The following is a 21,720-nucleotide window of genomic DNA, read 5'->3' as shown; positions in this document are numbered from 1 at the left end:
CACGCCCAGAGCTCGAAACCACGCCGCCCTCGCTACCGACGTACACCGAGGCAGGTCATCGGTGGATCGAGGCTTAGGCACGACCGCGAGGACGTTGCGCATGAAGTGGACCCGGCACCGCTGCCACGAGGCACCGAGGAACACCGAGGCGATCGCGGCCTTCAGGCCGGTGTGCGCGTCGCTGATGACCAGCTGCACCCCGCCCAGTCCGCGGGCCTTCAACGAGCGCAGGAACGCGGTCCAGAACGCCCCGTCCTCGCTGTCGCCGACGTCGAAGCCCAGCACTTCACGCCGACCGTCGGCGGTGACGCCGGTGGCGATCACCACGGCTTGGGACACCACCCGCCGGTTTACCCGGGCCTTGCAGTAGGTCGCGTCGAGGAACACGTACGGGTAGGCGATGTCGGCCAGCGTGCGGTCGCGGAACGCGCCGACCTCCTCGTCCAGGTCTGCGCAGATGCGCGACACCTCCGACTTGCTGATCCCGGAGTCGGCACCGAGTGCCTTGACCAGGTCGTCGACCTTCCGGGTCGAGACACCGTGCAGGTAGGCCTCCATGATCACCGCGAACAGCGCCTGGTCGACGCGGCGCCGGCGCTCGAGCAGCGAGGGGAAGAACGTCCCGGCCCGCAGTTTCGGGATCCGGAGCTCGAGGTCGCCCGCGGTCGTCGTGAGCGTCCGCGGCCGGCTCCCGTTGCGCAGTGCGGTGCGCTGATCGGTGCGTTCCCAGGGGCCGGCGCCGATCACCGCGGTGAGCTCGGCGTCGATCAACGCCTGGTAGATCGTCTGGGCAGCGGTGCGGACGCGGTCCTCGACACCAGCGGCTTGCATGGCTTCGAGCACCTCGAGTAGGGCAGCATTGTCCAAGGCCATCGTGCTTCAGGTCCTTCCGTGAGTTCTATCGCTAGGTCTCACTGACCGTGGCACGGTGGCCGCCTACGTCATCGTCAACACGACGAACAGCGGCCCGAACTACACCACCTCACGGGACGCAACCGGCGGAGAAAGAAGCGACTTTTTGGGGATGCGTCAGCAGCTGCCACCGAGGGCACAGACGCCTTCGGTCACCGCGGCCGCGCGGAACGAAGCCGACGCCCGTGGGACTCATGCGAATCGCGACGGCAACCGTCGCAATTGACGATGCGGAAGCACCGTGCGGCGCAACGCGGGGACACGCGTTCTGACCTGAGTTCACCCCGGGTGTCCGATCTGCCCGACTACCGGTTGCCTTCCTTGATTAGAGAGCACCCCGGAAGGGAAGGACCCCATCTTGAAGCTGAGGATCGCGATTCGTCTGCAAACCCGTGGCGAATCGCTTGGCTTTACGCTTTTCAGAACTGTCGCCTACTCGGGAAGGCAAAGCCCATGCTTGCCCACACCCCTCGCCGCTACGCGCTCACTGTGACCCTGCTCAGCGTGCTGGCCATCTTCACAGCAGCATGCGCAGGCAACGACCCTGAGACCGCTCCCACTGACGGGCCCACCAGCAGCGCGACCGACAGCACCTCAGAACCCACCACGGAGCCGACCCCCACGTTGGACCCCGGCTCTTGGGAGTCCAAGTTCAGCCCGGCCCAGCTCGATGCCTACGAGACTGCCCTCCAACGCTGGGAGTCCTACGAGTCCCGCTCCGAACCGATCTGGGCCAAGGGCAAGGCAACTCCGGCAGCCGAGAAGCTCTTCAAGGAGTACTTCCCCCATCCAGCATGGATGGACTACTGGGAGCGGCTCCAGGGCTACGAGCAGATCAACGTCAGGGTGTCTGGGACACCGACGGTCTATTGGTCCAAGGCGAAATCGGTCACTGAGAGCGGCACTGGCGTGCAGATCCAGCAGTGCGTGGATTACACGTCGGTCCAGAGGACTCAAGACGGGGAGGAGATCGCCCGACCCACCCCGGAGCCTCAGTTGCGGACCATCTTCCTCAGCCAACCCGAGAACTACGACTGGCTCATCTATGGGGTCAAGGAACTAGTGGACGGGAAGCCCAAGCCATGCACGTAGTAGGCCGCATGATCGTCGGTGCGCTGATAGCGGCGATGCTGGCTCTCGTGCCCGTTCCTGCACATGCTGGGGAGTACCCAAACTGTGAAGAGGGCGAGACGCCGTCGCCATTTCCTGAGGGCGGTGGCGTCTGCATTCCGGCCATCGACCCCGGCCAGGATCCCGACCCTGGCAACGAAGATCCGGATGACGGCAACACAAACCCGGGAACGACTGCGTGCCACGACGCGAGTGGGGCTGAGATTCCGTGCACGAATGCTGATGGGGGCGTGTGGAACGCAGGCCACCAGTGCTACGCCTACCCACTCGTTCCGCAGCCACCGGCGGACAGTGCGTACTGGGAGGGCCACGACCCGAGTGAGGGCAACGTGTGGACCTGCGATCGCAGCGTAGCGATCCCCGGGAACACGTGGTTTGTTCCTGGCGGTGAGACTCCTCCAGATCCAGGCCAGATGGCGGAGACGGTCGTCGAGTCGATGCCGTTGGTGAAGCCGACGGTGGACATGGCTCCTCAGCCCCCGCTGATGACGTATGTCGGGCTGCCGACCTGGTTGTGGATGGGCGAGAACCAGTGGAAGAACGTCACCGGTAGCGCCACCATCGGCAACACCACGGTGACTGTGGTGGCCGAGCCGATCCGAGTCACTTGGGATCTGGGCGACGGCATGGAGACGTGCACCTCGGCTGGCCGCAAGTGGCGGAAGGGCATGAGTTCGGACGAGCAGACGGACTGCTCCTACGCCTTCCAGCACGTCTCGGACTTCGAGCCTGACGGTGTGTTCAAGGTGACGGCGGTCATCTTCTACGCCGTCAACTGGACCTGCTCTGGCACGTGTCTCTCCACCGCAGGGACGCTCGGCGAGGTGCCTGGCTTCACAAGCGACGCGACCACCATCCAAGTCGGCGAGCGCCAATCGGTCGTCATCCGATGAAGGGCAGAACTGTGAGCGACACGATGACCAAGCAGGACCGCAAGGCAGGCCGGGGCATGCAGGCTCCCGCGCCAGGACTCCTGGCCGCCGGCGAGCGACGTGCCACTCAGGGCGGTCAACGACACCGGTCCTGGGGTCTGGTGACGGTTGCGGCGTTGAGCGTGCTGGGCACCGGGCTCGCGGTCGCGGCCTGGGGACTGCACGCCGGGCAGAAGGAGTCGGTGCTCGCGATCGGGGAGCCGATCTCCAAGGGTCAGGTGATCGCTCGTGACGACTTGGTCACCACGTCGGTGTCGGGTGTCTCCGGGGCGATCCCTGTCAGCGAGATCAACACCGTGGTGAACCAGACAGCGGCCGTCGACCTGGTCGACGGGCAGATTCTGACCTCCCAGATGTTCGCAGCCTCTGCGGTGCCGGCCTCCGGAGAGGCCACCGTCGGGCTGGCACTCGACCCGGCACGGGTCCCCGGGGCGGGTTTGGGTCCTGGCGACGTGGTCGACGTGATCGCCGTCCCCGGAGGCGACACCGCCCAGAAGGACCCCGCGGCTCTGGACACACCGGAGGTGCTGGCCGCTGATGCGAGCGTCTACAGCGTCGAGGGTGCTGCCACGGCCGGGGGTCAGGTGCTTGTGACTCTGGTCGTCGACGCGGCCGACGCCGCCCGGATCTCCGCCTACTCCACCCAGAACCGTGTGGCAGTCGTGGAGACCGCACCGGCCGGCGCAGAGACGACGGGGGAGTGAGCTCGTGCTCATATCAATCGCCTCAGTGAAGGGCTCCCCAGGCGTCACCTCGACAGCGTTGGCGCTGGCAGCCGTGTGGCCGCGCCCGGTCGTGTTGCTCGAGGCAGATCCGTCCGGTGGCGACCTGGCATACAGGTGCAAGGCAGCTCACGGCGGCCCTGTGGCTGCAAACAAGGGGCTGCTGCAACTCGCCGCCGCGGTACGGGGCGGACTTCCCGGTGCGGGGGTGGTGGTCGACGAGGCGCAGCTGCTCGCCTGCGGGGTGAACCTCGTCCAGGGCGTGACCCGGGCCGGACAGGCCAGAGCTTTCTCCGCACTGTGGCCCACGATCGCCACCGCCTGCGTGGACGCCGAGGTCGACGTCATCGCAGACCTCGGCCGACTGGACCGGGCCACCGCCGTGATGCCACTGGCCGAGCACTCCACCCGCCTGCTTACCGTCGCCTCGGCCACGCTGGAGTCGGTGATGCACCTACGGGAGGACGTCCAAGACTTGATGGGGGCCTTGGCGCAGGTCGCAGCAATCCCCGTCTGCCCGGTGCTGGTGGGACCAGATGCCCGCGCCGGTCGCGACCGTGCGGACCTCGACCAGATGCTCGACGATGCGGGGATGGCCGTTCGGCCTACGGCTTCCGTGCCCTTCGATCCCAAGGCGCTCGCCCGGCTTGAGCAGGGAGAGTCTCCCTCCGGTCGGCTGGGACGCACACTGCTGCTGCGCGGAGCGAAAGCACTCGCGGCGTCTCTCGGCATAGTTGAGGTGGTGCCAGCATGAACGCCGAGCCGACTCCGGCCGTGCTCAGCGACGACGAGCAGGTCGGCGCTCTCATTCGCGCTCACCAGATGCAGCAGCGGCGGTTGACCATGTGGATGGGGGTGTTCGTCGCTGCGCTCTGTGGGATTGCCGCGATCGTCCTGCATGCGTCGCCCGCCAGTGTGGCAACCGCACTGGGCTTCGGCCTGTTCGTTGTCACCGCGATGCTCGCCAGCGCAGCTCGGGCGCTTGGGCATGACCTCAAGCGGGAGCCTTCGATTCCGGTGTACCGACGAGACCAGTGGGTGAAACGCGATGGTTGATCCAGATCTACTTCGCACCGTTCACCGCGAGGTCGGGGACCGGTTGCACCGCGAGCAGCAGAGGCGGCTTCGCAGCGGCCAGGGCGAGCTGGCCGGCGCCAATGAGCAGCAGTACACGCGCCGGCTGATCGCTGACGTCATCCGCGAGCACGCCGAGAAGCTCCTGGCGGTGGGGCAGTCTCCGCTGGACCCCGAGATCGAGCAGGAGCTCGCCGAAGGTGTGCATGCACGCATGTTCGGTGCCGGGCGCCTCCAGTCGCTGCTGAACGACGAGTCGATCGAGGAGATCGCGATCAACGGCTACGACAACGTCTGGGTGTCCCGGGCCGAGTCGAAGACGCCGTGGGAGCGGGCTGAGTCGGTCGCGAGCAGCGACGAGGAACTGATCGAAGTGATCCAGGGGTTGGCCGCGTACGCCGGCCTGAACTCGCGGCCCTGGGACGCCGCCAACCCGGAATTGGACCTCACCCTGCCGGATGGATCGCGTCTGTCGGGGGTCATGGGCGTCGCCCCGTGGCCGTCGGTGTCGATCCGTCGACACCGCTGGGAGAAGGCCGAGCTGGCAGACCTGGTCGGCAATGACACGATCACCGATGAGGCCGCCGACTTCCTGCGCGCGATCGTCCAGGCCCGGTTCAACATCATGATCGCCGGCGGCACCAAGAGTGGGAAAACCACCCTGCTCAGGGCTCTGGCGGCCGAGATCGGGCCTGAGGAACGCATCGTCACCGTGGAGAACGCGCTCGAGCTGGGGCTGCACAAGTTCGAGGATCGGCACCCCAACTGTGTGCCGATGGAGGTGCGGCTGGCCAACTCCGAGGGCCAGGGCTACATCGGCATGGACCGCCTGGTGCGGCGCACCCTGCGCATGGCGCCCGATCGGGTCATCGTCGGTGAGGTCCTCGGCCCCGAGATCGTCCAGATGCTCAACGCGATGGGCCAGGGCAACGACGGGTCGATGTCCACGATCCACGCACGCAACTCACGTGAAGTGTTCGAGCGGATCGCGACCTACGCCATCCAGTCCCAAGAGCGGCTCCCGCACGAGGCCTCGTTCCGGCTCATCGCCGGCGGCCTGGACTACGTGGTGTTCATCAGCCGCCACCCCAAGACCGGCAAGCGGCGCCTGGACTCCATCCTCGAAGTCAACGGCTACGAAGACTCGGTGCTGGCCTCGGAGATCTTCTCCGCGGGCCCGCACGGGTCGGCGACCTGGACCGGCACCACTCCGCAACGACTGGACTACCTGGCTGCCGCCGGGTGGCAGCAGCCGAGCACCGGAGGGTGGTGAGCGGTATGTCCCTGACGGCGGTCTCTGGTCTTCTGCTCGGGCTTGCGCTTGGTGGCAGCATCCTGCTCCTGGCCGCCGCCCTGATGGGGTGGCGGCCTCCGACACGGACGCGAGCCAGCGAGGGTCGCGGGAACGCGCTGTGGGGCAGCGCGGCCCGTCGACGTGCGCTCATCGCGCTCGGCGTCGCGGTGCTGGTCGCGGTCCTCACCAGGTGGCCCGTAGCCGCAGGCGCGGCCGCCGCGGTGATCTACCTGTGGCCCACCATGTTCGGCGGCGGCAAGACCGCGACCGGGCAGGTCGAGCGGGTCGAGGCCTTGGCCACGTGGACCGAGTCGCTGCGTGATTCCATCGCCGGGTCGGTGGGACTCGAGGGCGCGATCCGGCACTCCCTGACTGCCGCACCGCCAGTGCTCCAGCCGGCGCTCCAGCGGCTCGAGGGACGTCTGCGAGTGCAGATCCCGCTCACCCAGGCGCTGGCTGCGTTCGCTGAGGAGTTCGAGGACTCCTCCGCCGACCTGGTCGTGGCGGCACTGATCCTCAACTCCAAGCTGCGCGGCCCGGGCCTGGTGGCCACCCTCACCGCCCTGGCAAGCGCGGCACGCGAGGAGGTCGACATGCGACGTCGGATCGAGGAGGGCCGCAAGAGTCTGCGCCGGACCGCGTTGATCATCGTCGGTGCCACCGCGATCTTCGCGGGCGGGATGGCGGTGTTCTCCCGCGACTACGTCGCCCCGTACTCCACTCCGCTGGGCCAGTTGATGCTCGCGGTCGTGCTCTCGGTCTTCGCCGGTGGCCTGATGTGGATCAGGTCCGCGGCGAACCTGCGCCCGCCTGAGCGGTTCTTGGTCGGGGTTGACCAGGTCGACGCGGCGTTGCAGCCCGGGCTTGCTGGAGGTGGGACCCGATGACGTTCGGACTTCTCCTCGGTGCCGCCCTGGGCGCCTCGCTGTGCCTGCTGGTGTTCGCGCTGGTGCCGCCCCGGCCGGCGTTGGCCAGCGTCGTGGGCCGGTGGGAGCGTCAGCGGGCCCGCCAGGCCGCGGTCGTCGAGCTCGACGTCGACGACACCAGCTGGCAGGGCAGGCTCGGGCGTTGGCTGGTTGCGCAGCTCGCGCAACGGGGCATCACGCTCGGCAAGCTGCGCGCCGACCTCGAGCTGATCGACTACACCCTCGAGGGGCACTTGGTCCGCAAGATGACCTACGGGCTGCTTGGGTTGCTGCTGCCGACGATCTTGACCGTCACCATGATGGCGATCGGGGTGACCCCTCCGCTGACGGTGCCGGCGGTCGGTGGCCTCGCGCTCGGTGCACTGTTCTTCTGGGTGCCCGACCTGTCGGTCGTCCAGGCGGCTGAGCAGCGGCGGCACGAGCTGCGTCGGGCGTTGTCGTGCTATCTCGACCTGGTGGCCATGTCGCTGGCCGGTGGCCGCGGCATCCCCGAGGCTCTGCCCACGGCGGCGCGGATCGGCACGGGATGGGCTTTCGAGCTGCTGCGCTCGACGATCGACCGCGCCCGCCTGGTCGGTGACACCCCATGGGCGGCGCTAGCCGACCTGGGCAAGCGCACCGGGATGCAGGAGCTTCAGGACCTGGGCGGGGCTTTGATGCTGGTCGCCGATGACGGCGCCAAGGTCCGCCAGTCGCTGACGGCCCGAGCCTCCACCCAACGACGCCGCCAGCTGGCCGAGGCCGAGGGCGCCGCGGCCAAGGCGGATCAGTCCGTGGAGATGGCGCAGGTGGTGCTGTTCATCGGCTTCGTGCTCTTCCTTGGGTTCCCCGCGGTCGTCGCGGTGATGGGGATCTGAGCCATGGCCGGCGTCCTGTCACATCAGACCTCGCTGTGGGACTTGCCCCCAGCGAGCAACAACGACTTCCCGGGCGCTTGGGCGTCTGGGCAAACAGAAAGGTAAGCCGATGGTTCTTAACTCTCCCGAGGTCCAGATGCTGCGCACCTACATGAGTGTGCTGGCGTCATCCCTCAGCGGCGGCCGCGAGCGTGACGAGCGCGGCGAGATCGCCCAGACCGTCATCATCGTGGCGATTCTGGCGGCGGCCGCGATCGCAATCTGCACCATCATCGTCACCAAGTTCACCAACAAGGCGAACACCATCCCGACCGAGTGACCACCGATTGGTGACCAGGCTCTGACTTCGAGGGAGGGATTCACGGGTGAAGCGGCAGGTGCAGCGAGCAGGAGACCACGACGAGCGCGGGGCGATGTCCCTAGCGCAGGTCGTCATCACCGCGCCCGCGCTGCTGTTCCTGCTCATGCTCATCGTGCAGTTCGGGCTGATGTTCCACGCCCGCAACATCGCGGAGCAGGCGGCCCAGGAAGGTGCCGCCGTGGCGCGTCGCTTCGATGGGACCCAGACTCAGGGTCGGGAGAAGGCGCTCCAGCTGCTCACCGCCGTGGGGGAGGGCACCCTCAAGGACCGTGACGTCACCGCCAGTCGGACCGCCGACACCGCCTCGGTCACCGTTACGGGGACGGTCGTCTCGGTGGTGCCGGGCTTCTCGCTGTCGGTATCGGAGAGTGCCTCAGGTCCGGTCGAGAAGTATGTGCCTCCGGTGGGCAACCCATGATCCGCTGGCGTCCGGGCCGCCGTGATGAGCGGGGCGTGTCAGCGATCGAGCTGACTCTGATCGCGCCGGTGCTCATGGTGGTCTTGCTGTTCGTGGTCGGGTTGGGACGGATGGCGCATGCGCGGCAACAGATCGAGGCTGTCGCCGCCGATTCGGCTCGAGCCGCGTCTTTGGAGCGCAACACCAGTCAGTCCGCCCATGCCGCCGAGGTCGCTGCCACCCAATCGCTAGGAGACGCCGGGGTCAGCTGCACCAACCTCAACGTGGACGTGGACTTGTCGAGCTACCAGCCCGGTGGCCGCGTCACGGTCACCGTGTCCTGCAAGACCAAGCTCAGTGACGTGGCTCTGGCCGGCTTCCCCGGCAGCCGCGTGTTCTCCGCGACCTCGGTGGTCCCGATCGAGACGTACCGCGGTGGCTGAGGCAATGGGGAACGACATGAAGATCTCGGACACCATTCGGCGACCGCCGCGGCGACAGGATGAGCGTGGGGCCGCGACCATCTTCGTGGTCCTGTTCACCGTGGCGCTGCTCGCGGTCGCAGGCCTGGTCATCGACGGCGGGTACGCACTAGGCGCTAAGCGCGAGGCAATGAACAACGCCGAGCAGGCCGCCCGGGCCGGAGCCGACGCACTCAACCAGGGTGCCCTCCGCGACGGACAGACCATGGTCGCCCCGGGGCGGGCGGTCAACGCCGCGCAGGCCTACCTGGCGCTGGTGGGCGCGCAGGGGACCGTGGATATCGCCGGCGGTGAGGTCACCGTCACCGTCACCGGGCAGCAGGACACCAAGCTGCTCTCCGCGGTCGGGGTGGGCTCCATCCCCGTCAAGGCGACCGCCACTGCGCTCTCGATCGACGAGGACGACTAAAGCAGGCCCTGTGCGCCACGGCGCGCCAGGAGACAAGCCTGTTCGACAGAGAGGACAACAACGATGCGACACATCAAGGCACTGCTAGCAGGGGGCGTGTTGGCTGCCCTCGTTGTCGGCCCGCCGTGGGCGCTGCTCCGATACATCGGCAACCCTTGGCCGGCCGAGGGCGTCTCGCTGTCGGCGCCGCTCACCGATGGAGCGATCGTTGGCCTTCTCGCCGTCGTCGTGTGGATCTTGTGGGCCCAGCTGATGGCATGCATCGCCGTGGAGGCGATGGCCGCCCTCACCGACGATCGTGTCCGGCTCGAGGTGCCCTTCGCGCTCGGTGTGCAGCAGCACCTCGCGCGGCGACTCATCACCGCTGTGGTCATCGCGACCGTGGCTACGCCCGTCGCCGCCGGCGTCGCTACAGCGGCGACGGCCAGCGGTGGGGCTCTCACGACAAACAGCACCACACCCGCTGCCAGCTCCAGTAGTACTCACACGCAGGTGGCTGCAGCCGAGCAGGATCGAGGTCGGGCTAGCGAGGACACCTCGCAGCAGCAGCGGGGACACGGCACTGCCCAGGTGACGGTGATGCGGCTGGACTCGCTGTGGTCCATCGCGGAACGCCACCTAGGCGATGGTGCTCGGTGGCCAGAGATCGCAGAGCTCAACAGAGGGCTCACCATGAACGACGGCAGCACCTTCGTGGCTGCGGATCACATCAAGCCAGGCTGGGAACTGCGCGTGCCGGCCGACGGCGCGGGGCCCGACACGGGCGCGGTCACCGTGCGACCGGGCGACACGGGCGCGGTCACCGTGCGACCGGGCGACACCCTGTCGGAGATCGCGCGTGAGACCACTGGCGACGCGGACAACTGGGAGGCGCTCTACAAGGCCAATGAGGACGTGGTCGGAGGCGACCCAGACCTGATTCGTCCCGGTCAGGTGCTCGTGTTGCCGGGCGCCGGTGCCGTCAATCCAATCGAGGATCATCTTCCGAAGTCCCGGGGGCGTCAGCGGGACGACGCGGACGGCTCAAGCGGCAACGCCATTGATGAGCGGCAAGGCGGCGCACACAGGGGCAGCACAGACCATGCGGCTGGCCAGGACCAGCCACCGGTTCCTTCGACGGCTCCGTCGGCCTCGGTCAGTCCGGCCGTCCCGCAGGCAGAGGTGGAGCAGGGAGACCCCCGCCTCTCGGAACAGGTCCCGGCCGAGGTCGGCGAGTCCGAGGACGAGGGTGAGATGACCGCGCTGCGGGCACTGCTTGCGAGCGCGGTATGTCTCTCAGTGGGTTCCTTGGGACTACTAGCAGCGAACCGTCGTCGTCAGTTCCGTAGCCGCCGGATCGGGCGGACGATCGCCTCGACGCCCGACGAGCTCACGGAGGTGGAGCAAGCACTGGTCGAAAGCGGCGCAAACGCACAAGCTGACGTCGAGTTCCTCGACCGGGCACTGCGGCACGTGTCCGCTTCCTGCAAGGCGACGGGCAGCCCTCTGCCACAGCTGGGAGCCGCAGTACTTGGCGAGGAAGACCTGACCCTGCTGTTCACCCACTCCGCCGCCCGCGAGGTGCCAGAGGGTTGGACGGCCACTGAGGACGCACGCGCGTGGATCCTGCCGCGCGAGACCTTCCTCGAGGAGGACCTGGAGACCCAGCCCGCTCCGTACCCCGCCCTCGTGAGCGTTGGGCTGGACGAGAGCGGCCGCACCTGGATGCTCGACCTGGAGACGTTGGGCATGTGCGGCATCGGCGGCGAGCCGCAGCAGGTCGCCGACCTGATCCGCTTCATGGTGGCCGAGCTGGCCGTCAACGATTGGGCCGAGGGCTGCGAGGTGCTTCTGGCTGACGAGTTCGCGGCCGAGACAATTCGCATGAACCCGGGACGGGTCCGTCAGGTCAAGCGGAGCGACGCCCTGGCCCGCGCCGCTGTGCTCACCAGCGAGATGGGTGAAGTCGAGCAGAACCTGAACGCCGACGTGCTGACCCGTCGGCGCGACGGGCTGCTCCTGGACACAGCCCACCCCGTGGTGGTGGTCCTGGCCTCCCGACCCGAGGGCGAGTTCGTCTCGGACATCGAACCTCGCGACCGGTCCCGAGTGGTGCTGGTGCACGGCGACGAGGAGTCCCCGGTGGTCGAACTGGGCCTCGACGGGATGGCGTTTCTGCCAATGTGGGGGATCAGTGTCAAGGCGTTCACGATCCAGCCGGAGCAGGCGGCACCGATGGCGGACCTCCTCACCGCCACCCGCAACCTTGAGGACGAGCCGGTGCCGGCAACCCAGTCCGATGACGGACCGTTGGGCAAGTACGCCCGTGCCGACGGGGCGCTGCGCGAGGAGTACACCGAGCCCCGGCACACCGAGGGTAACGACCCGACCTCGCAGCTGCCTGAGGCCGATGAGATCTACATGGCGACGGCGGCAACGACCCCGGAGGACCTCGCCGCAGGGGCGCCCAGCGTTCCGGCGGAGATCCGCGCGGAGATCGATGCCCTCGACCCGACCTTGGACCAGGACGTCGCCGATTGGTTCGACGAGGCCTCCCCGCGACCCAAGGTGCACCTGCTGGGACCGGTCGAGGTGACGTCGCTCAACGGAGGTGACCCAAGCGCCATCGGCAACCTCAGCGGCACCGTCTCCTTCATCGCCTACCTGGCCGTTCAGGACCACGGAGTGACAGCCGAGCGGGTCGCCGCTGCCTTCGGGTGGAAGACCCAGAAGACGGTCCAGAACCGCGCGACCAACGCCCGGTCGCTGCTGGGCACGCGACCCGACGGCACCGACTGGTTGCCGGACGCGAGCATGAGCGCCGGGGCCCGGCGAGGCACCAGCCCGACCTACGAGCTCGTCCGAGACTTCGATGGGGTGCTCACCAGCGCAGACTTGTTCGTGCGGCTGAAGTTCCGGGCTCAGAAGCGCGGCGACCACGGTTGCGAGGAGGACCTGCTGACCGCCCTATCCCTGGTCACCGGCGCCCCGTTTGAGGCCGCCAGCGAGCACCGGTTCAAGTGGCTCTTCCAGGCTGGCCAGCAGCGCCATGACGAGATCTTGGTCGGCGCAATCCATGACGCAGCCCACGTGCTCGCCACGCGAGCGATCGCGGAAGGTCGCACCGACCTGGTCCGGCTAGCGTGCGACGCGGCGCGGAAGGCCAGTCCGCACAGCGACATCCCCTGGCTGGATCAGGCCGCGGCGACCGAGGCAGAATCCGGCCGCGACGCCGCTGGCGAGCTGGTCCGGGAGAAGGTTCTCGACCTCTTCGACGAGGACCTCCCGCTGCGCTCGGAGACCATCGTTGAGCAACGTGAGTGGGGCGCCACCGGGTAGCCCCCGACCGGGCTCGTCACGCCTTCGGCCCCGTCTCACCCTCCACCGGGTGGGGCGGGGCCGAACGCTTTTCCAGGTCGGCGCTACCCCTGCCGCCAAACTTTTTTCGCAGTTTTCACGTCGGGAGACGGTGGGCCCCGCACGCGGTCTGACCTGCGGTTTTGCGCGTTGGTGAGCGCCGTGGTGAGCGGCGCTGTCACCTCGTGGGGCATCGGCGGCGGCGTTGGTGAGCGAGGTGGTGAGGGGTTGGTTCTGCAGTAGGCGCGTCCTGCTCGCCTCTGCCCTCGGAGGACCGCCATGTCGGCCAGTCGCCCCGCCTACGAACTCACCCACGGCCCCACGTGCCCACCTGCCACCGAAGCGCCTTGGAGCGAGGGCCAGAACAACCGGGCCCAGAGCGCCTTGGCCACCTCGGTCGTCAGCAGCCTCCACCGGTCCGAGAAGTGGGCTCAGTGGCAGCAGGCAGAGCCGCGGCTGGTCGGGTTCGACAACCTGGAGGAGGCACTCGAGGGGTGGCGTCGCCGCGACAATCGCTGCTACCAGGTGGTGGCCGGGTTGACCGCGCTGGGGTCGCGGCGCGGCGGCGATGACGACGACGCCGCCCTGGCGGTCGCGGTACTGCTCGAGGACGGGGTGAACCGGGTGGCCACCACCCTGACTGACGTGTGGGAGACCGACGACGTCAACACCACGGTGTGGGAGGAGGTCAAGGCAGCCGAGCCCCAGCTGGGCAGCCAAGCCGCCCGCTACCTGCTGCAGCGGGCCCGACAGCGGCTCAGCCGGCCGGCCGCAGGCATGGTTGCCCGGGTCAACACGACGTCCCTGGACGCGCGGGCCGGCATACAAGACGCGCCCAGCGAAGCAGGCCCGGACCGAGACCTCCTCATGGCGGTCCCCGCCGTCGAGGACCCGGTCGAGGACCTGACGGACCTGTTGACGTGGGCCACCGGGGTCGGGGTCATCGGCAGCGAGGACGTCGACCTGCTCCTAGAGCTTCTCGCCGAGGAGAACGGGGGCTTGGCACGCGAGGAGGCGCAGCGGCTCGTCGGCGAGCGGCACGGTGTGGCCATGCGCACGATCCGGCGGCGCCGGGACCGCGCGGCCGCACGGCTTCGTGATGCGGCTCCGAGGTACTTGGCCGAGATCGCCTGAGCATTCCGGTCCCGGAGCGTCTTGAAGACTTCGCCGCTCCCTGTCCGATTCAGACAGGGAGCGGTTGCTGTTCCCCACATGAGCGAGCAGGCCCCCAGCACAGTCACCGCCTCCGACCCGACCCCGGAGGTCGTCGCGCAGCTGCTGGACGTGGTAGCCGACCACAACGTCGACCACGCACTGTCCGACATGGAGCAGATTCTTGAACGCCTGCGGGCAGACGCAGCACAGGCCGCGGAGGCTCGTGCGGTGCTCCGCACCACCCCCGCCCCGGTACTGCGTGAAGCGCTGCGACTGCGGGCCGCCCGGATCGAGACAACGCGATGAGGACCAGCACCACGCCCCGGTACTCCACCCGCGAGCTCCAGGCCGCGGCAGCGGCGCTCGCGGAGGGTCGCTTCTCGCCGACGACCTCTCGGGCAGGCGCCCCGGCCACGATCGACGACCAGCCCACCCAGCCGCACCGCCGCCCTGACGGCACCGCCGACGAGGGCGAGCACCGCACCGAGAGCACCCCGGTCGAGACAGACCCGGCGGCCATCTCCATCGGGTCGGCACCGCTGGTGCGGGTGCGAGCCGCCAACGCTGGTGCGGGCGCGTCGACGATCGCACTCGCGCTCGCCGACGTCGCCGACGCCGCAGGCATCCGAGCACGGGTGCTCGATGCGGCCACCCCGGCTTGGTCAGGTCTCACGGGCGCCACCGTCACCGAGCTGGGGGCTGCCGAGGGCTGGCGCCGCGGCCGGCGAGGTGCGGGCGTGCTGATCGACCGCGTCGACGAACTCCTCCATGTTCCGGCGCAGGTTCCCAGCCCGCGGCCTGCTGAAGGCGTCGACCTCACGGTGTTGGACGCCGGCTGGTCGATGCGTGAGCTGGCGGCCAGCGGAGCCGACACGTGGGTCTCAGCAACCCTCGCGCACGTCGAGGTCCTCGTGACCCGTCCACACGCCCTGGCGCTCAGTCAGAGCGAGGCTGCGCTGATCGACCTCGAGGACCAGCTGAACGCCGGCCAGGTCCTGGTCGTGGTCGTGGGCGCCAGCCGATGGAGCGATCGCGAGCTTGCGAGCGCCGGCCGGCTTCTTCGTGCCGCCCACCGACAGGACGCCGTGCTATTCGCGCCGCTGCTGTCCGCCAAGGCCCTGCCGGGCCTTGGCCCCGACCCGCTGCCCAAACAGTTCACCAACCCCTCTCAGCGCCTGCTGGAGCGGATCACGACGATCACCGGGCCGCTGACGGCGAACCGGACTTGAAAGAAGGAGCCACAGATGTACATCGAAGCAATCTCCGAGGTCGTCACCCAGGTGACGGCCCTCACCGGCGGCGCCATCCAGGCCGAAGGCATGGGCAACGTGTGCGCCAAGGCCCCCCAGGGCGTTCAGACCTACGCCAACGACGTCGTCGGGTGGATCAAGTGGGGTGTCATCGTCCTCATCATCGGCGCCGGCTTCGCCTCCGTGGGGATGATGGTCGCGGGCAAGATCAGCTCGAGCGGGCGCGCCGCTCAGATCGGTGCCTCAGGGATGTTCTGGACCGTGATCGGCGCGATCGCGTTCGTGACGATCTACGCCATCCTCAACGGCATCGTCGGGAACGGCTGCTGACATGCTGAAGCGTTCCCGCGACGTCTACCAGTCCAGGCTGGTCGACCCCGACATCGAGTGGAACCGTCGCAGACTGCAGCTTGTGCTGGGGGTAGCCGCTGTCGTCGTCCTCGCCCTGGTGGCGGGCGGCGTGTGGTCGGTCGTGGGGATGCTCACCGGCTCCTCCACCGATAAGAGCACCGGGTCGGGGTCGGCACAGCCAGCCCACGACCAGCTCGCTGGCAAGCAGCTGCCCGAGGCGCCGCTGGAGGCCGCTCAGCCCGGAAGCCTGTCATCGGGCACCACGGGCACGCTCGAGATCCCTGCACCGATGGAGGTGGGGGAGTTGGGCGTGGCGACCGGGTTCCCGCACACCCCGGAAGGGGCGCTGGCCCAGCTGGCCGCGATCGATACGACCGCGCTGAGCTCCGCCTCAGTCCGGGTCGCCCAGGACGTCATCACGCAGTGGGCAACCCCGGGCGGTCCGACGCCCGAGAGTTGGACGGGTGTGCAGGCGGTGGCCGCACTGCTGGAGTCGGCTGGCATGTCCTCGGATGCCAAGAACACGATCACCATCGCTGCTGAGCCGAAGATGGGGTTCATCAAGGGCACGGTCGGAGATGACTTCGTCGTCCCGTGCATCGACTTCATCATCACCGCCACCATCGCGGGGGGACAGCCGCAACAGGTCGCGGCCGCCGACTGCCAGCGCATGGTCTGGCACGAGGGCCGCTGGATGGTCGGCCCCGGTGATGAGCCCGCACCGGCTCCCTCGCTGTGGCCCGGCTCCCAGGCCTCCTTCGACGCTGGCTACCAGTGGCTGGAGGTGCCGCAGTCATGATGAGTCAGGCCATGGGTCATGTGGTGACCATCGTCCCGATGTTCGGCCTCAACCCCCTGAAGTGGCTCGGCAACAAGGCCAAGGAAGCGTTGGCCGAGGGGTTCACCTCGATGATGATGGGCATCTGGTCGGCCGGAATGTGGCTGCTCAAGACGGCCTTCGGGCTGATCGACAACTTCACCCCCAACGTCGCCGACCCCGACCTGGGCAAGCTCTACTCGGTCACGTTGTGGGTCTCGCTGGTCATCGCCCTGGTGATGGCGTTCGGACAGATCGGCCTAGCGGTTCTGCGGCAGGACGGCCGCGGGTTCGGGACCCTTGCTGCAGGGGTTGTGCAGTACGGCGTCGTGCTGTCCTGCTGGGTAGGAGTTTCTGCGGGGCTCATCGCAGCCGCGTCCGGGCTCACCGAGGGCATCCTGGACACCCTGCTCGGCGTCGACAGCTTCTCCGGATACGCGGCCGGGGACGGGTTCGTCGACACCGTCTCGGGGAGCGTGGCGGCAGCCACCCTCGGGGTCTGTTCGCTGTTCATCCTGATCCCGGCGGCCTTCGGGCACATGGTGATCATGATGGTGCGGTCCGCCGCGCTGCTGATCCTCGTTGCCACCATGCCGATCGCGGCCGCCGGAGCCTTGTCGGAGGGCACGAAGTCGTGGATGTGGAAGTCGATCCGCTGGTTCATCGCGTGCGTGCTGATGGAGCCGCTGTTAGCGCTGGTGCTGGGGGTGGGCACCCAGTTCGCTTGGGCAGGCATGCCCGACGGCAGCGAGAACGGGGCCTCCTCCAGCGCCGAGAACATCGGCATGTCCGTGATCGGGTCGATCATCATGTTGGTGGCCTGCTTCATGCCGATGGTGCTGTTCCGGCTGCTGGCCTTTGTCGACCCCGGCACCGCCTCGGGGGCCTCGTTCCGCTCGACGATGGACGCCAACGGCGGCGTTGCCGGCCTGGTGAAGGGCAAGGGCGCCGGCGCCCAGGCGGCCGGCTCGGGTTCCGGTGCCGCCAGCGAGACCTCCTCGGACGGGCGCACCACCTCGGAGAACGGCGCCGAGGCGGAGAACGCGAACCGTTGGCAGTCCTCGAAGATCTCCAAGGTCGGCGGCGCGGTCGGCGGGGTCGTCGCCGGCGCGATGGAGAAGACCGGAAAGGTCGCCCAAGCCGGCGCCTCGATGAGCGTCGACGTGCTGGGTCAGAGCGGGATCGGCAACCAGGGCTACTACCCCACCGAGCACCACCCCAAGCAGAGACGACAGGGCTCCCCGAAGCAGGGCTCGTCCCGACAGGGTCAGGAGCAGGGGCACACGTCGAAGCCTTTCAACGACACCAACGGCGACGGCATCGCCAACGACATCAAGCCCGTGGCCACAGAAGCCATTGAAGATGGAGCGTTCCTAGCATGAGCGTGTACGGAGCATCAGCGACGCGAGACAGGCAAGCCTGGCTCTTCGGGCTGACCGGCCCTCAGTTCTTCCTGATCCTGGCCGCCGGGTTCCCAACCTGGATGGCCATCGCCATCGGGAAGTGGGTGACGCTGCTCGTCCTCGTCCCGCTGTGGGGCGTGGTCGGCCTGTTGATCTGCCTGCCGATCCGCGGCCACTCGGCGTTCCAGTGGATCGGGGTCCTGTTCCGGCACTTGGCGGGGGCAGCGTTCGGGTGGTCGCGGTTCCAGTCCAAGGCCGCTGCCGGCGAGCTCGACCTCGGCGACGGCGAGAACGACCAGGACGACGGCGACGCCGGGGAGGCGGACCTTCCCGGGATCTTGGCCGGCATCCAGATCCACGACGGTCCGCCGATGACGGGGCAGACCGCCCGGCCGGCGATCATCCAGAACCACGCGACTCGCACCTGGGCGGCCACCGCACGGATCGTTCACCCCGGTATCGGGATGAGCGACGACTCGGACCGGTTCCGCATGGGTGCAGGGCTGACCGAGATGATGGAGGCCGCCACCGCAGGCACTCAGATCGACCTGGTGGTGGTGCAGGTTCGCACCGTCCCCGACGATGGCACCGAGCGGGCCGAGTGGGTGCGTCACAACGCCCGCACCGACGAGCCGCAGGTCTCGGCCCAGGTCAACGACCAGCTCCATGCGATGACCGCCGGGGCGGCGGTGCGACGCGAAGCGTTCGTGACCGTGGTGGTTCGTGAGGACGTGATCAACAAGGACGCCAAGCGCGCCGGACGCGGCGTGATCGGTCGGGCGCGCATTCTGTACTCGGTGCTGGCAGAGGTCGAGGCCCGGCTGACCGGCTCGATCGGCTGCACGCGGGTGAACTGGCTCGACAGCTCCGAGCTCGCCGTGGCGATTCGCACCGGGTTCGAGCCAGGCGATGCGCCCGCGCTCGCGGACGCCGCGATCCACCACCGCGACAACCCCTCGATCGCGGCCGGTGTCCCGGTCGGCGCCGCAGGTCCCACCCATGCGTCGACAGCGCTGCGCTCCTACCGGCACGGCGAGTGGGAGTCGATCTCCTCCACCATCCTGCTGCCCCGCAAGGGTGCCCGGATGGGTGCACTGGCCCGGGTGCTGGTGCCTTCCCAGCCCGGAGAGCGACGCGCGCTGACCGTGTTCTACCGGCCGGTCTCACAGCAAGCCGCAGACCGGACCACCGGTCGCGCGCAGATGTCGGCGGTGATGGCCGGCACGCTGCGCGAGAAGGCCGGCGTGGTCGGGCGGGCCAAGGACCGGCATTCGGTCGGCAACCTGCACGAGCGCGACGAGAAGCTGGAGAGTGGCCGCTCCCTGGTCAGGGTGTCCTCCGCGGTGTCGGTGACGGTCCCGGCGGAGTGGAACGTGCAGGACTTCGGCCGCCGTCTCGACGCGTCGATCCGCATCAGTGGCTTCACACCTCTTCCTCTCGATGGGGCACACGACGCGGCGTTCGCCGTCTCCGCCATCCCCTTGGGGGCGGGCCTGCCCCGGAAGCGACGCTAACCCAGGGATCGGGGGCGCTGCGCTCCGGAAACAGCCCGGCCGTCGGATGTCCGATCCGACGGCCGGGCTGTTGCTTTTCCAGACACCGCAGCACCAACACCCGACCCAAAGAAGGAAATGCCCATGATGTCGTCGCGCTCGAGGACCTACCCGGCCAGGAGCACGCAGCGGCCCGTGGGAGGCCACCTGCACGAGATGGCCACCACGCGCCCCGTGCCCACACCCCGAACGTGGTGGCACAACCCCTACCTGGGTCGTCAGGGCCTGATGCTCGGCCCGCAGCCGTTCGTGCTCGGGCAGCCCGGCTCGGGTAAGGGGCGCAGGCAGCCCGGACACGGCACGACCGCGCTGGTGCGCGAGCTTCACATCGACGCGAGCCGGCGCCGATTCGGGCCGTCGGTCATCTTCGACGAGGCGGCAGCCTTCACCCCGGTCCTGCCCTTGGTCGCGGGCGGCGCGATCGACCCACTCGCGTGGGCGCCCCGCCGCTCGACGTCTTCGGCCCGCACGGCGGGGGAGTGGTGAGCGTGGCGTCGACCAGGAGCCGCGCCCGCGGCGGCGCCAAGAACCCCCGCGCGGCGTCGCGGACGATCGACGACCTGCTGGCGGACTTCGGGACCACGATGCCGCGCAAGTTGCCGCCCGCGGCGGAGCTGCCCACGGAGAAGCTGTTCCCCGGCTCGGTCAAGCCCAAGGGGGTACGGCGGATGGGGCACGGCTGGGCCGCGAGCCTGCCGCCGCTGGCCGGCTATCAGATGACGTCGGAGGAGGCCCCCGTCCTGTGGCCACTGATCTCCGGGGACGGGCTCCCGCCATGGGGCGCGGAGATGGGCTACGACGCCCTCTCGGGCGGCAAGTTCTACTGCGACCCGATGGGTTGGGTGCTCGACGACGCGATCCCCGTCACCAACCCCAACATCTTCATCTTCGGCAAGCCGGGCCGAGGTAAGTCCGCGACCGTCAAGGCGTTCATGCTCCGCATGATCCGCTACGGCTACCGGTCCCTGGTGCTTGGCGACGTCAAGGACGAGTACGAGGACCTCGCCCGATTCCTCGGCGTCGACCCGTTCCGCATCGGCCCCGGCCTCGCCGGCCGGATCAACCCCCTCGACTTCGGCCCGCTCGGCGTGGACTGGGACAAACAGACCCGCGAGGAGCAGCACCGCCGCGCGACCGTGATCTTCAACCGCTGGCTCTTCTTGATCCGCGGCCTGGTCGGCTCCCAGGGCGTGACGTTCTCCCCGACCGAGGAGCGGGTGATCAACAAGGTCCTGCGACACCTGACCGGCTGGTCTGCCGGCGCCTCCCAGCTCAAGCCGGTGACCATTCCCCAGGTGTGGGCGGCGCTGGACTCGCCCAGCAAGGACCTGGTCGCGGACTGCCGCTACTCCTCCGAGCAGGACTTTTTCGACGGCACCCGGCCGCTGCGCGACGCTCTAGGTGCCCTGTGCGAGGGGTCGCTGCAGGGCATGTTCGACACCGAGTCGACCTATCGCCCCGACTGGCGTGCCCCCATCCAGACGCTGTCGCTGCGCTCACTGCACGAGACCGGCAACAAGGTCGCCGTCGGCATCGCGCTGATGTGTCTCAACTCATGGGGCCAAGGCATGCGGGAGACAGCCTCTGCCGGCGACCGCCGGATCGTGCTCCGCGACGAGGCGTGGCTGCAGACCCGATTGTCGCTGGACGCGGTCATGGCGCTGGACTCCAACCTGCGACTCTCCCGCACCGAGGGCGACATCCAGATCGTGACCTACCACAAGCCATCGGACCCGCTGTCGGCCGGCGACCAGGGCAGCCAGGCCGCCCAGATCGCTAAGGACCTGCTCAGCCTCTCCGACGTCCGCATCCTGATGGGCCAAGACGAGTCGGTCGCCGACGAGCTCGGCCAACTGATGGGCCTCTCAGAGATGCAGCAGGGCGTGATCACCGGCTGGGCAATGCAGGACAAGGGCCGTGCCCTGTGGATGGTCGGCGACCAGCGGTACAAGGTGCACACCCTGCTGACGCCTCTGGAAAAAAAGCTCACGTACACCAACGACGCGATCGCCGCGGCTCTTTAGAAGTTCGCGCGAATCTTGACGGTTCTGCGACGAACCTGAGCATACGCACCGGCCTCGAGCCGAGGAGCACACTCAGGTTCGGAGAGTGCGTTGGGGAAGCGTGTCGCGTCCCGAATAGGCAGCCGTCACCGAGAACCTCTCCGGGCGGGGCATCCGGGACGCATGAGTAGCTGCGTGTGTGCCGGCCTGCGTCCTCACCGTTGCGGGTTCCCCTTCCGACGCACGCCTCAGGCGCCATGGCGGAGGGGCGCTGGCTGCATGGCGGAGGGGCGCTGGCTGCATGGCGGAGGGGCGCTGGCTGCATGGCGGAGGGGCGCTGGCTGCATGGCGGAGG

24 protein-coding genes are annotated in these 21,720 nt (G+C 68.6%); 23 read left to right on the top strand and 1 reads right to left on the bottom strand.

Annotated elements, in window-relative coordinates; genetic code table 11:
• The coding region (locus tag EUA06_RS21925; protein ID WP_242498321.1) for an IS256 family transposase at positions 1–873 on the bottom strand (873 nt) is incomplete at its 3' end.
• A gap of 55 nt (positions 874–928) precedes the next feature.
• Between EUA06_RS21925 and EUA06_RS21920 the strand changes: the two genes are divergently transcribed.
• The 23 genes from EUA06_RS21920 (at position 929) to EUA06_RS21810 (ending at position 21,386) form a co-directional block, all read left to right on the top strand.
• Positions 929–1,138, top strand: a complete 210-nt coding sequence (locus tag EUA06_RS21920; RefSeq protein ID WP_129479785.1) for a hypothetical protein — start codon at positions 929–931, stop codon at positions 1,136–1,138.
• Between the two features lie 227 nt (positions 1,139–1,365).
• The gene (locus tag EUA06_RS21915) at positions 1,366–2,004 is read left to right on the top strand and encodes a hypothetical protein (protein WP_129479784.1); all 639 of its coding nucleotides are present in this window, start codon (positions 1,366–1,368) and stop codon (positions 2,002–2,004) included.
• 8 nt (positions 2,005–2,012) lie between these two features.
• A complete protein-coding gene (locus EUA06_RS21910; protein WP_129479782.1) occupies positions 2,013–2,936 on the top strand; it encodes a hypothetical protein in 924 nt (307 codons plus the stop codon).
• Positions 2,937–2,947: 11 nt separating this feature from the next.
• Positions 2,948–3,679 (top strand): SAF domain-containing protein, encoded by a 732-nt coding sequence (locus EUA06_RS21905; protein ID WP_165354506.1) that lies wholly within the window; start codon positions 2,948–2,950, stop codon positions 3,677–3,679.
• A 160-nt stretch (positions 3,680–3,839) separates the two neighbouring features.
• Complete coding sequence (locus tag EUA06_RS21900; RefSeq protein WP_129479778.1) at positions 3,840–4,451, top strand: hypothetical protein; 612 nt, start codon at positions 3,840–3,842, stop codon at positions 4,449–4,451.
• Positions 4,448–4,753 carry a hypothetical protein gene (locus EUA06_RS21895; RefSeq protein WP_129479776.1) on the top strand — a complete coding sequence of 102 codons (306 nt, stop codon included), beginning with the start codon at positions 4,448–4,450 and terminating at the stop codon, positions 4,751–4,753. The genes EUA06_RS21900 and EUA06_RS21895 overlap by 4 nt, the downstream gene beginning before the upstream one ends.
• A gap of 43 nt (positions 4,754–4,796) precedes the next feature.
• Positions 4,797–6,044, top strand: a complete 1,248-nt coding sequence (locus EUA06_RS21890; protein ID WP_207208493.1) for a TadA family conjugal transfer-associated ATPase — start codon at positions 4,797–4,799, stop codon at positions 6,042–6,044.
• A 5-nt stretch (positions 6,045–6,049) separates the two neighbouring features.
• Positions 6,050–6,952: a type II secretion system F family protein gene (locus tag EUA06_RS21885; RefSeq protein WP_129479772.1), complete on the top strand. Its 903-nt coding sequence runs from the start codon at positions 6,050–6,052 to the stop codon at positions 6,950–6,952.
• A complete protein-coding gene (locus EUA06_RS21880; RefSeq protein ID WP_129479770.1) occupies positions 6,949–7,848 on the top strand; it encodes a type II secretion system F family protein in 900 nt (299 codons plus the stop codon). Before EUA06_RS21885 ends, EUA06_RS21880 begins: the two co-directional genes overlap by 4 nt.
• 136 nt (positions 7,849–7,984) lie before the next feature.
• Positions 7,985–8,167, top strand: coding sequence for a hypothetical protein (locus tag EUA06_RS21875; RefSeq protein WP_129479768.1), 183 nt, complete (start codon positions 7,985–7,987; stop codon positions 8,165–8,167).
• Positions 8,168–8,213: 46 nt separating this feature from the next.
• Positions 8,214–8,627 (top strand): TadE family protein, encoded by a 414-nt coding sequence (locus EUA06_RS21870; protein ID WP_129479766.1) that lies wholly within the window; start codon positions 8,214–8,216, stop codon positions 8,625–8,627.
• 35 nt (positions 8,628–8,662) lie between these two features.
• Complete coding sequence (locus EUA06_RS21865; RefSeq protein WP_165354505.1) at positions 8,663–9,049, top strand: TadE/TadG family type IV pilus assembly protein; 387 nt, start codon at positions 8,663–8,665, stop codon at positions 9,047–9,049.
• A gap of 16 nt (positions 9,050–9,065) precedes the next feature.
• Positions 9,066–9,497, top strand: coding sequence for a TadE/TadG family type IV pilus assembly protein (locus tag EUA06_RS21860; protein ID WP_129479762.1), 432 nt, complete (start codon positions 9,066–9,068; stop codon positions 9,495–9,497).
• 63 nt (positions 9,498–9,560) lie between these two features.
• The gene (locus tag EUA06_RS21855) at positions 9,561–12,815 is read left to right on the top strand and encodes a LysM peptidoglycan-binding domain-containing protein (protein WP_129479760.1); all 3,255 of its coding nucleotides are present in this window, start codon (positions 9,561–9,563) and stop codon (positions 12,813–12,815) included.
• A 297-nt stretch (positions 12,816–13,112) separates the two neighbouring features.
• The gene (locus EUA06_RS21850) at positions 13,113–13,967 is read left to right on the top strand and encodes a hypothetical protein (protein WP_129479758.1); all 855 of its coding nucleotides are present in this window, start codon (positions 13,113–13,115) and stop codon (positions 13,965–13,967) included.
• 78 nt (positions 13,968–14,045) lie between these two features.
• Positions 14,046–14,294, top strand: coding sequence for a hypothetical protein (locus tag EUA06_RS21845; protein WP_129479756.1), 249 nt, complete (start codon positions 14,046–14,048; stop codon positions 14,292–14,294).
• Entirely contained in the window at positions 14,291–15,217 is a 927-nt protein-coding gene (locus EUA06_RS21840) for a hypothetical protein (protein WP_129479754.1), read from the top strand. The genes EUA06_RS21845 and EUA06_RS21840 overlap by 4 nt, the downstream gene beginning before the upstream one ends.
• A gap of 15 nt (positions 15,218–15,232) precedes the next feature.
• Entirely contained in the window at positions 15,233–15,568 is a 336-nt protein-coding gene (locus EUA06_RS21835; protein ID WP_129479752.1) for a hypothetical protein, read from the top strand.
• Position 15,569: 1 nt separating this feature from the next.
• Complete coding sequence (locus tag EUA06_RS21830) at positions 15,570–16,388, top strand: DUF8175 domain-containg protein (protein ID WP_129479750.1); 819 nt, start codon at positions 15,570–15,572, stop codon at positions 16,386–16,388.
• Between the two features lie 11 nt (positions 16,389–16,399).
• Complete coding sequence (locus EUA06_RS21825) at positions 16,400–17,788, top strand: TrbL/VirB6 family protein (protein WP_129479749.1); 1,389 nt, start codon at positions 16,400–16,402, stop codon at positions 17,786–17,788.
• On the top strand, positions 17,785–19,323 hold the full coding sequence (locus EUA06_RS21820; RefSeq protein WP_129479747.1) for an SCO6880 family protein: 1,539 nt from the start codon (positions 17,785–17,787) through the stop codon (positions 19,321–19,323). Before EUA06_RS21825 ends, EUA06_RS21820 begins: the two co-directional genes overlap by 4 nt.
• 213 nt (positions 19,324–19,536) lie before the next feature.
• Positions 19,537–19,848, top strand: a complete 312-nt coding sequence (locus EUA06_RS21815; protein ID WP_129479745.1) for a hypothetical protein — start codon at positions 19,537–19,539, stop codon at positions 19,846–19,848.
• Positions 19,797–21,386 carry an ATP-binding protein gene (locus EUA06_RS21810; RefSeq protein WP_242498320.1) on the top strand — a complete coding sequence of 530 codons (1,590 nt, stop codon included), beginning with the start codon at positions 19,797–19,799 and terminating at the stop codon, positions 21,384–21,386. Before EUA06_RS21815 ends, EUA06_RS21810 begins: the two co-directional genes overlap by 52 nt.
• Positions 21,387–21,720: the final 334 nt, after the last annotated feature.

It is taken from the genome of Nocardioides glacieisoli (assembly GCF_004137245.1).
GTDB lineage: Bacteria > Actinomycetota > Actinomycetes > Propionibacteriales > Nocardioidaceae > Nocardioides > Nocardioides glacieisoli.
This window is presented reverse-complemented; position numbering and strand designations above follow the sequence as displayed.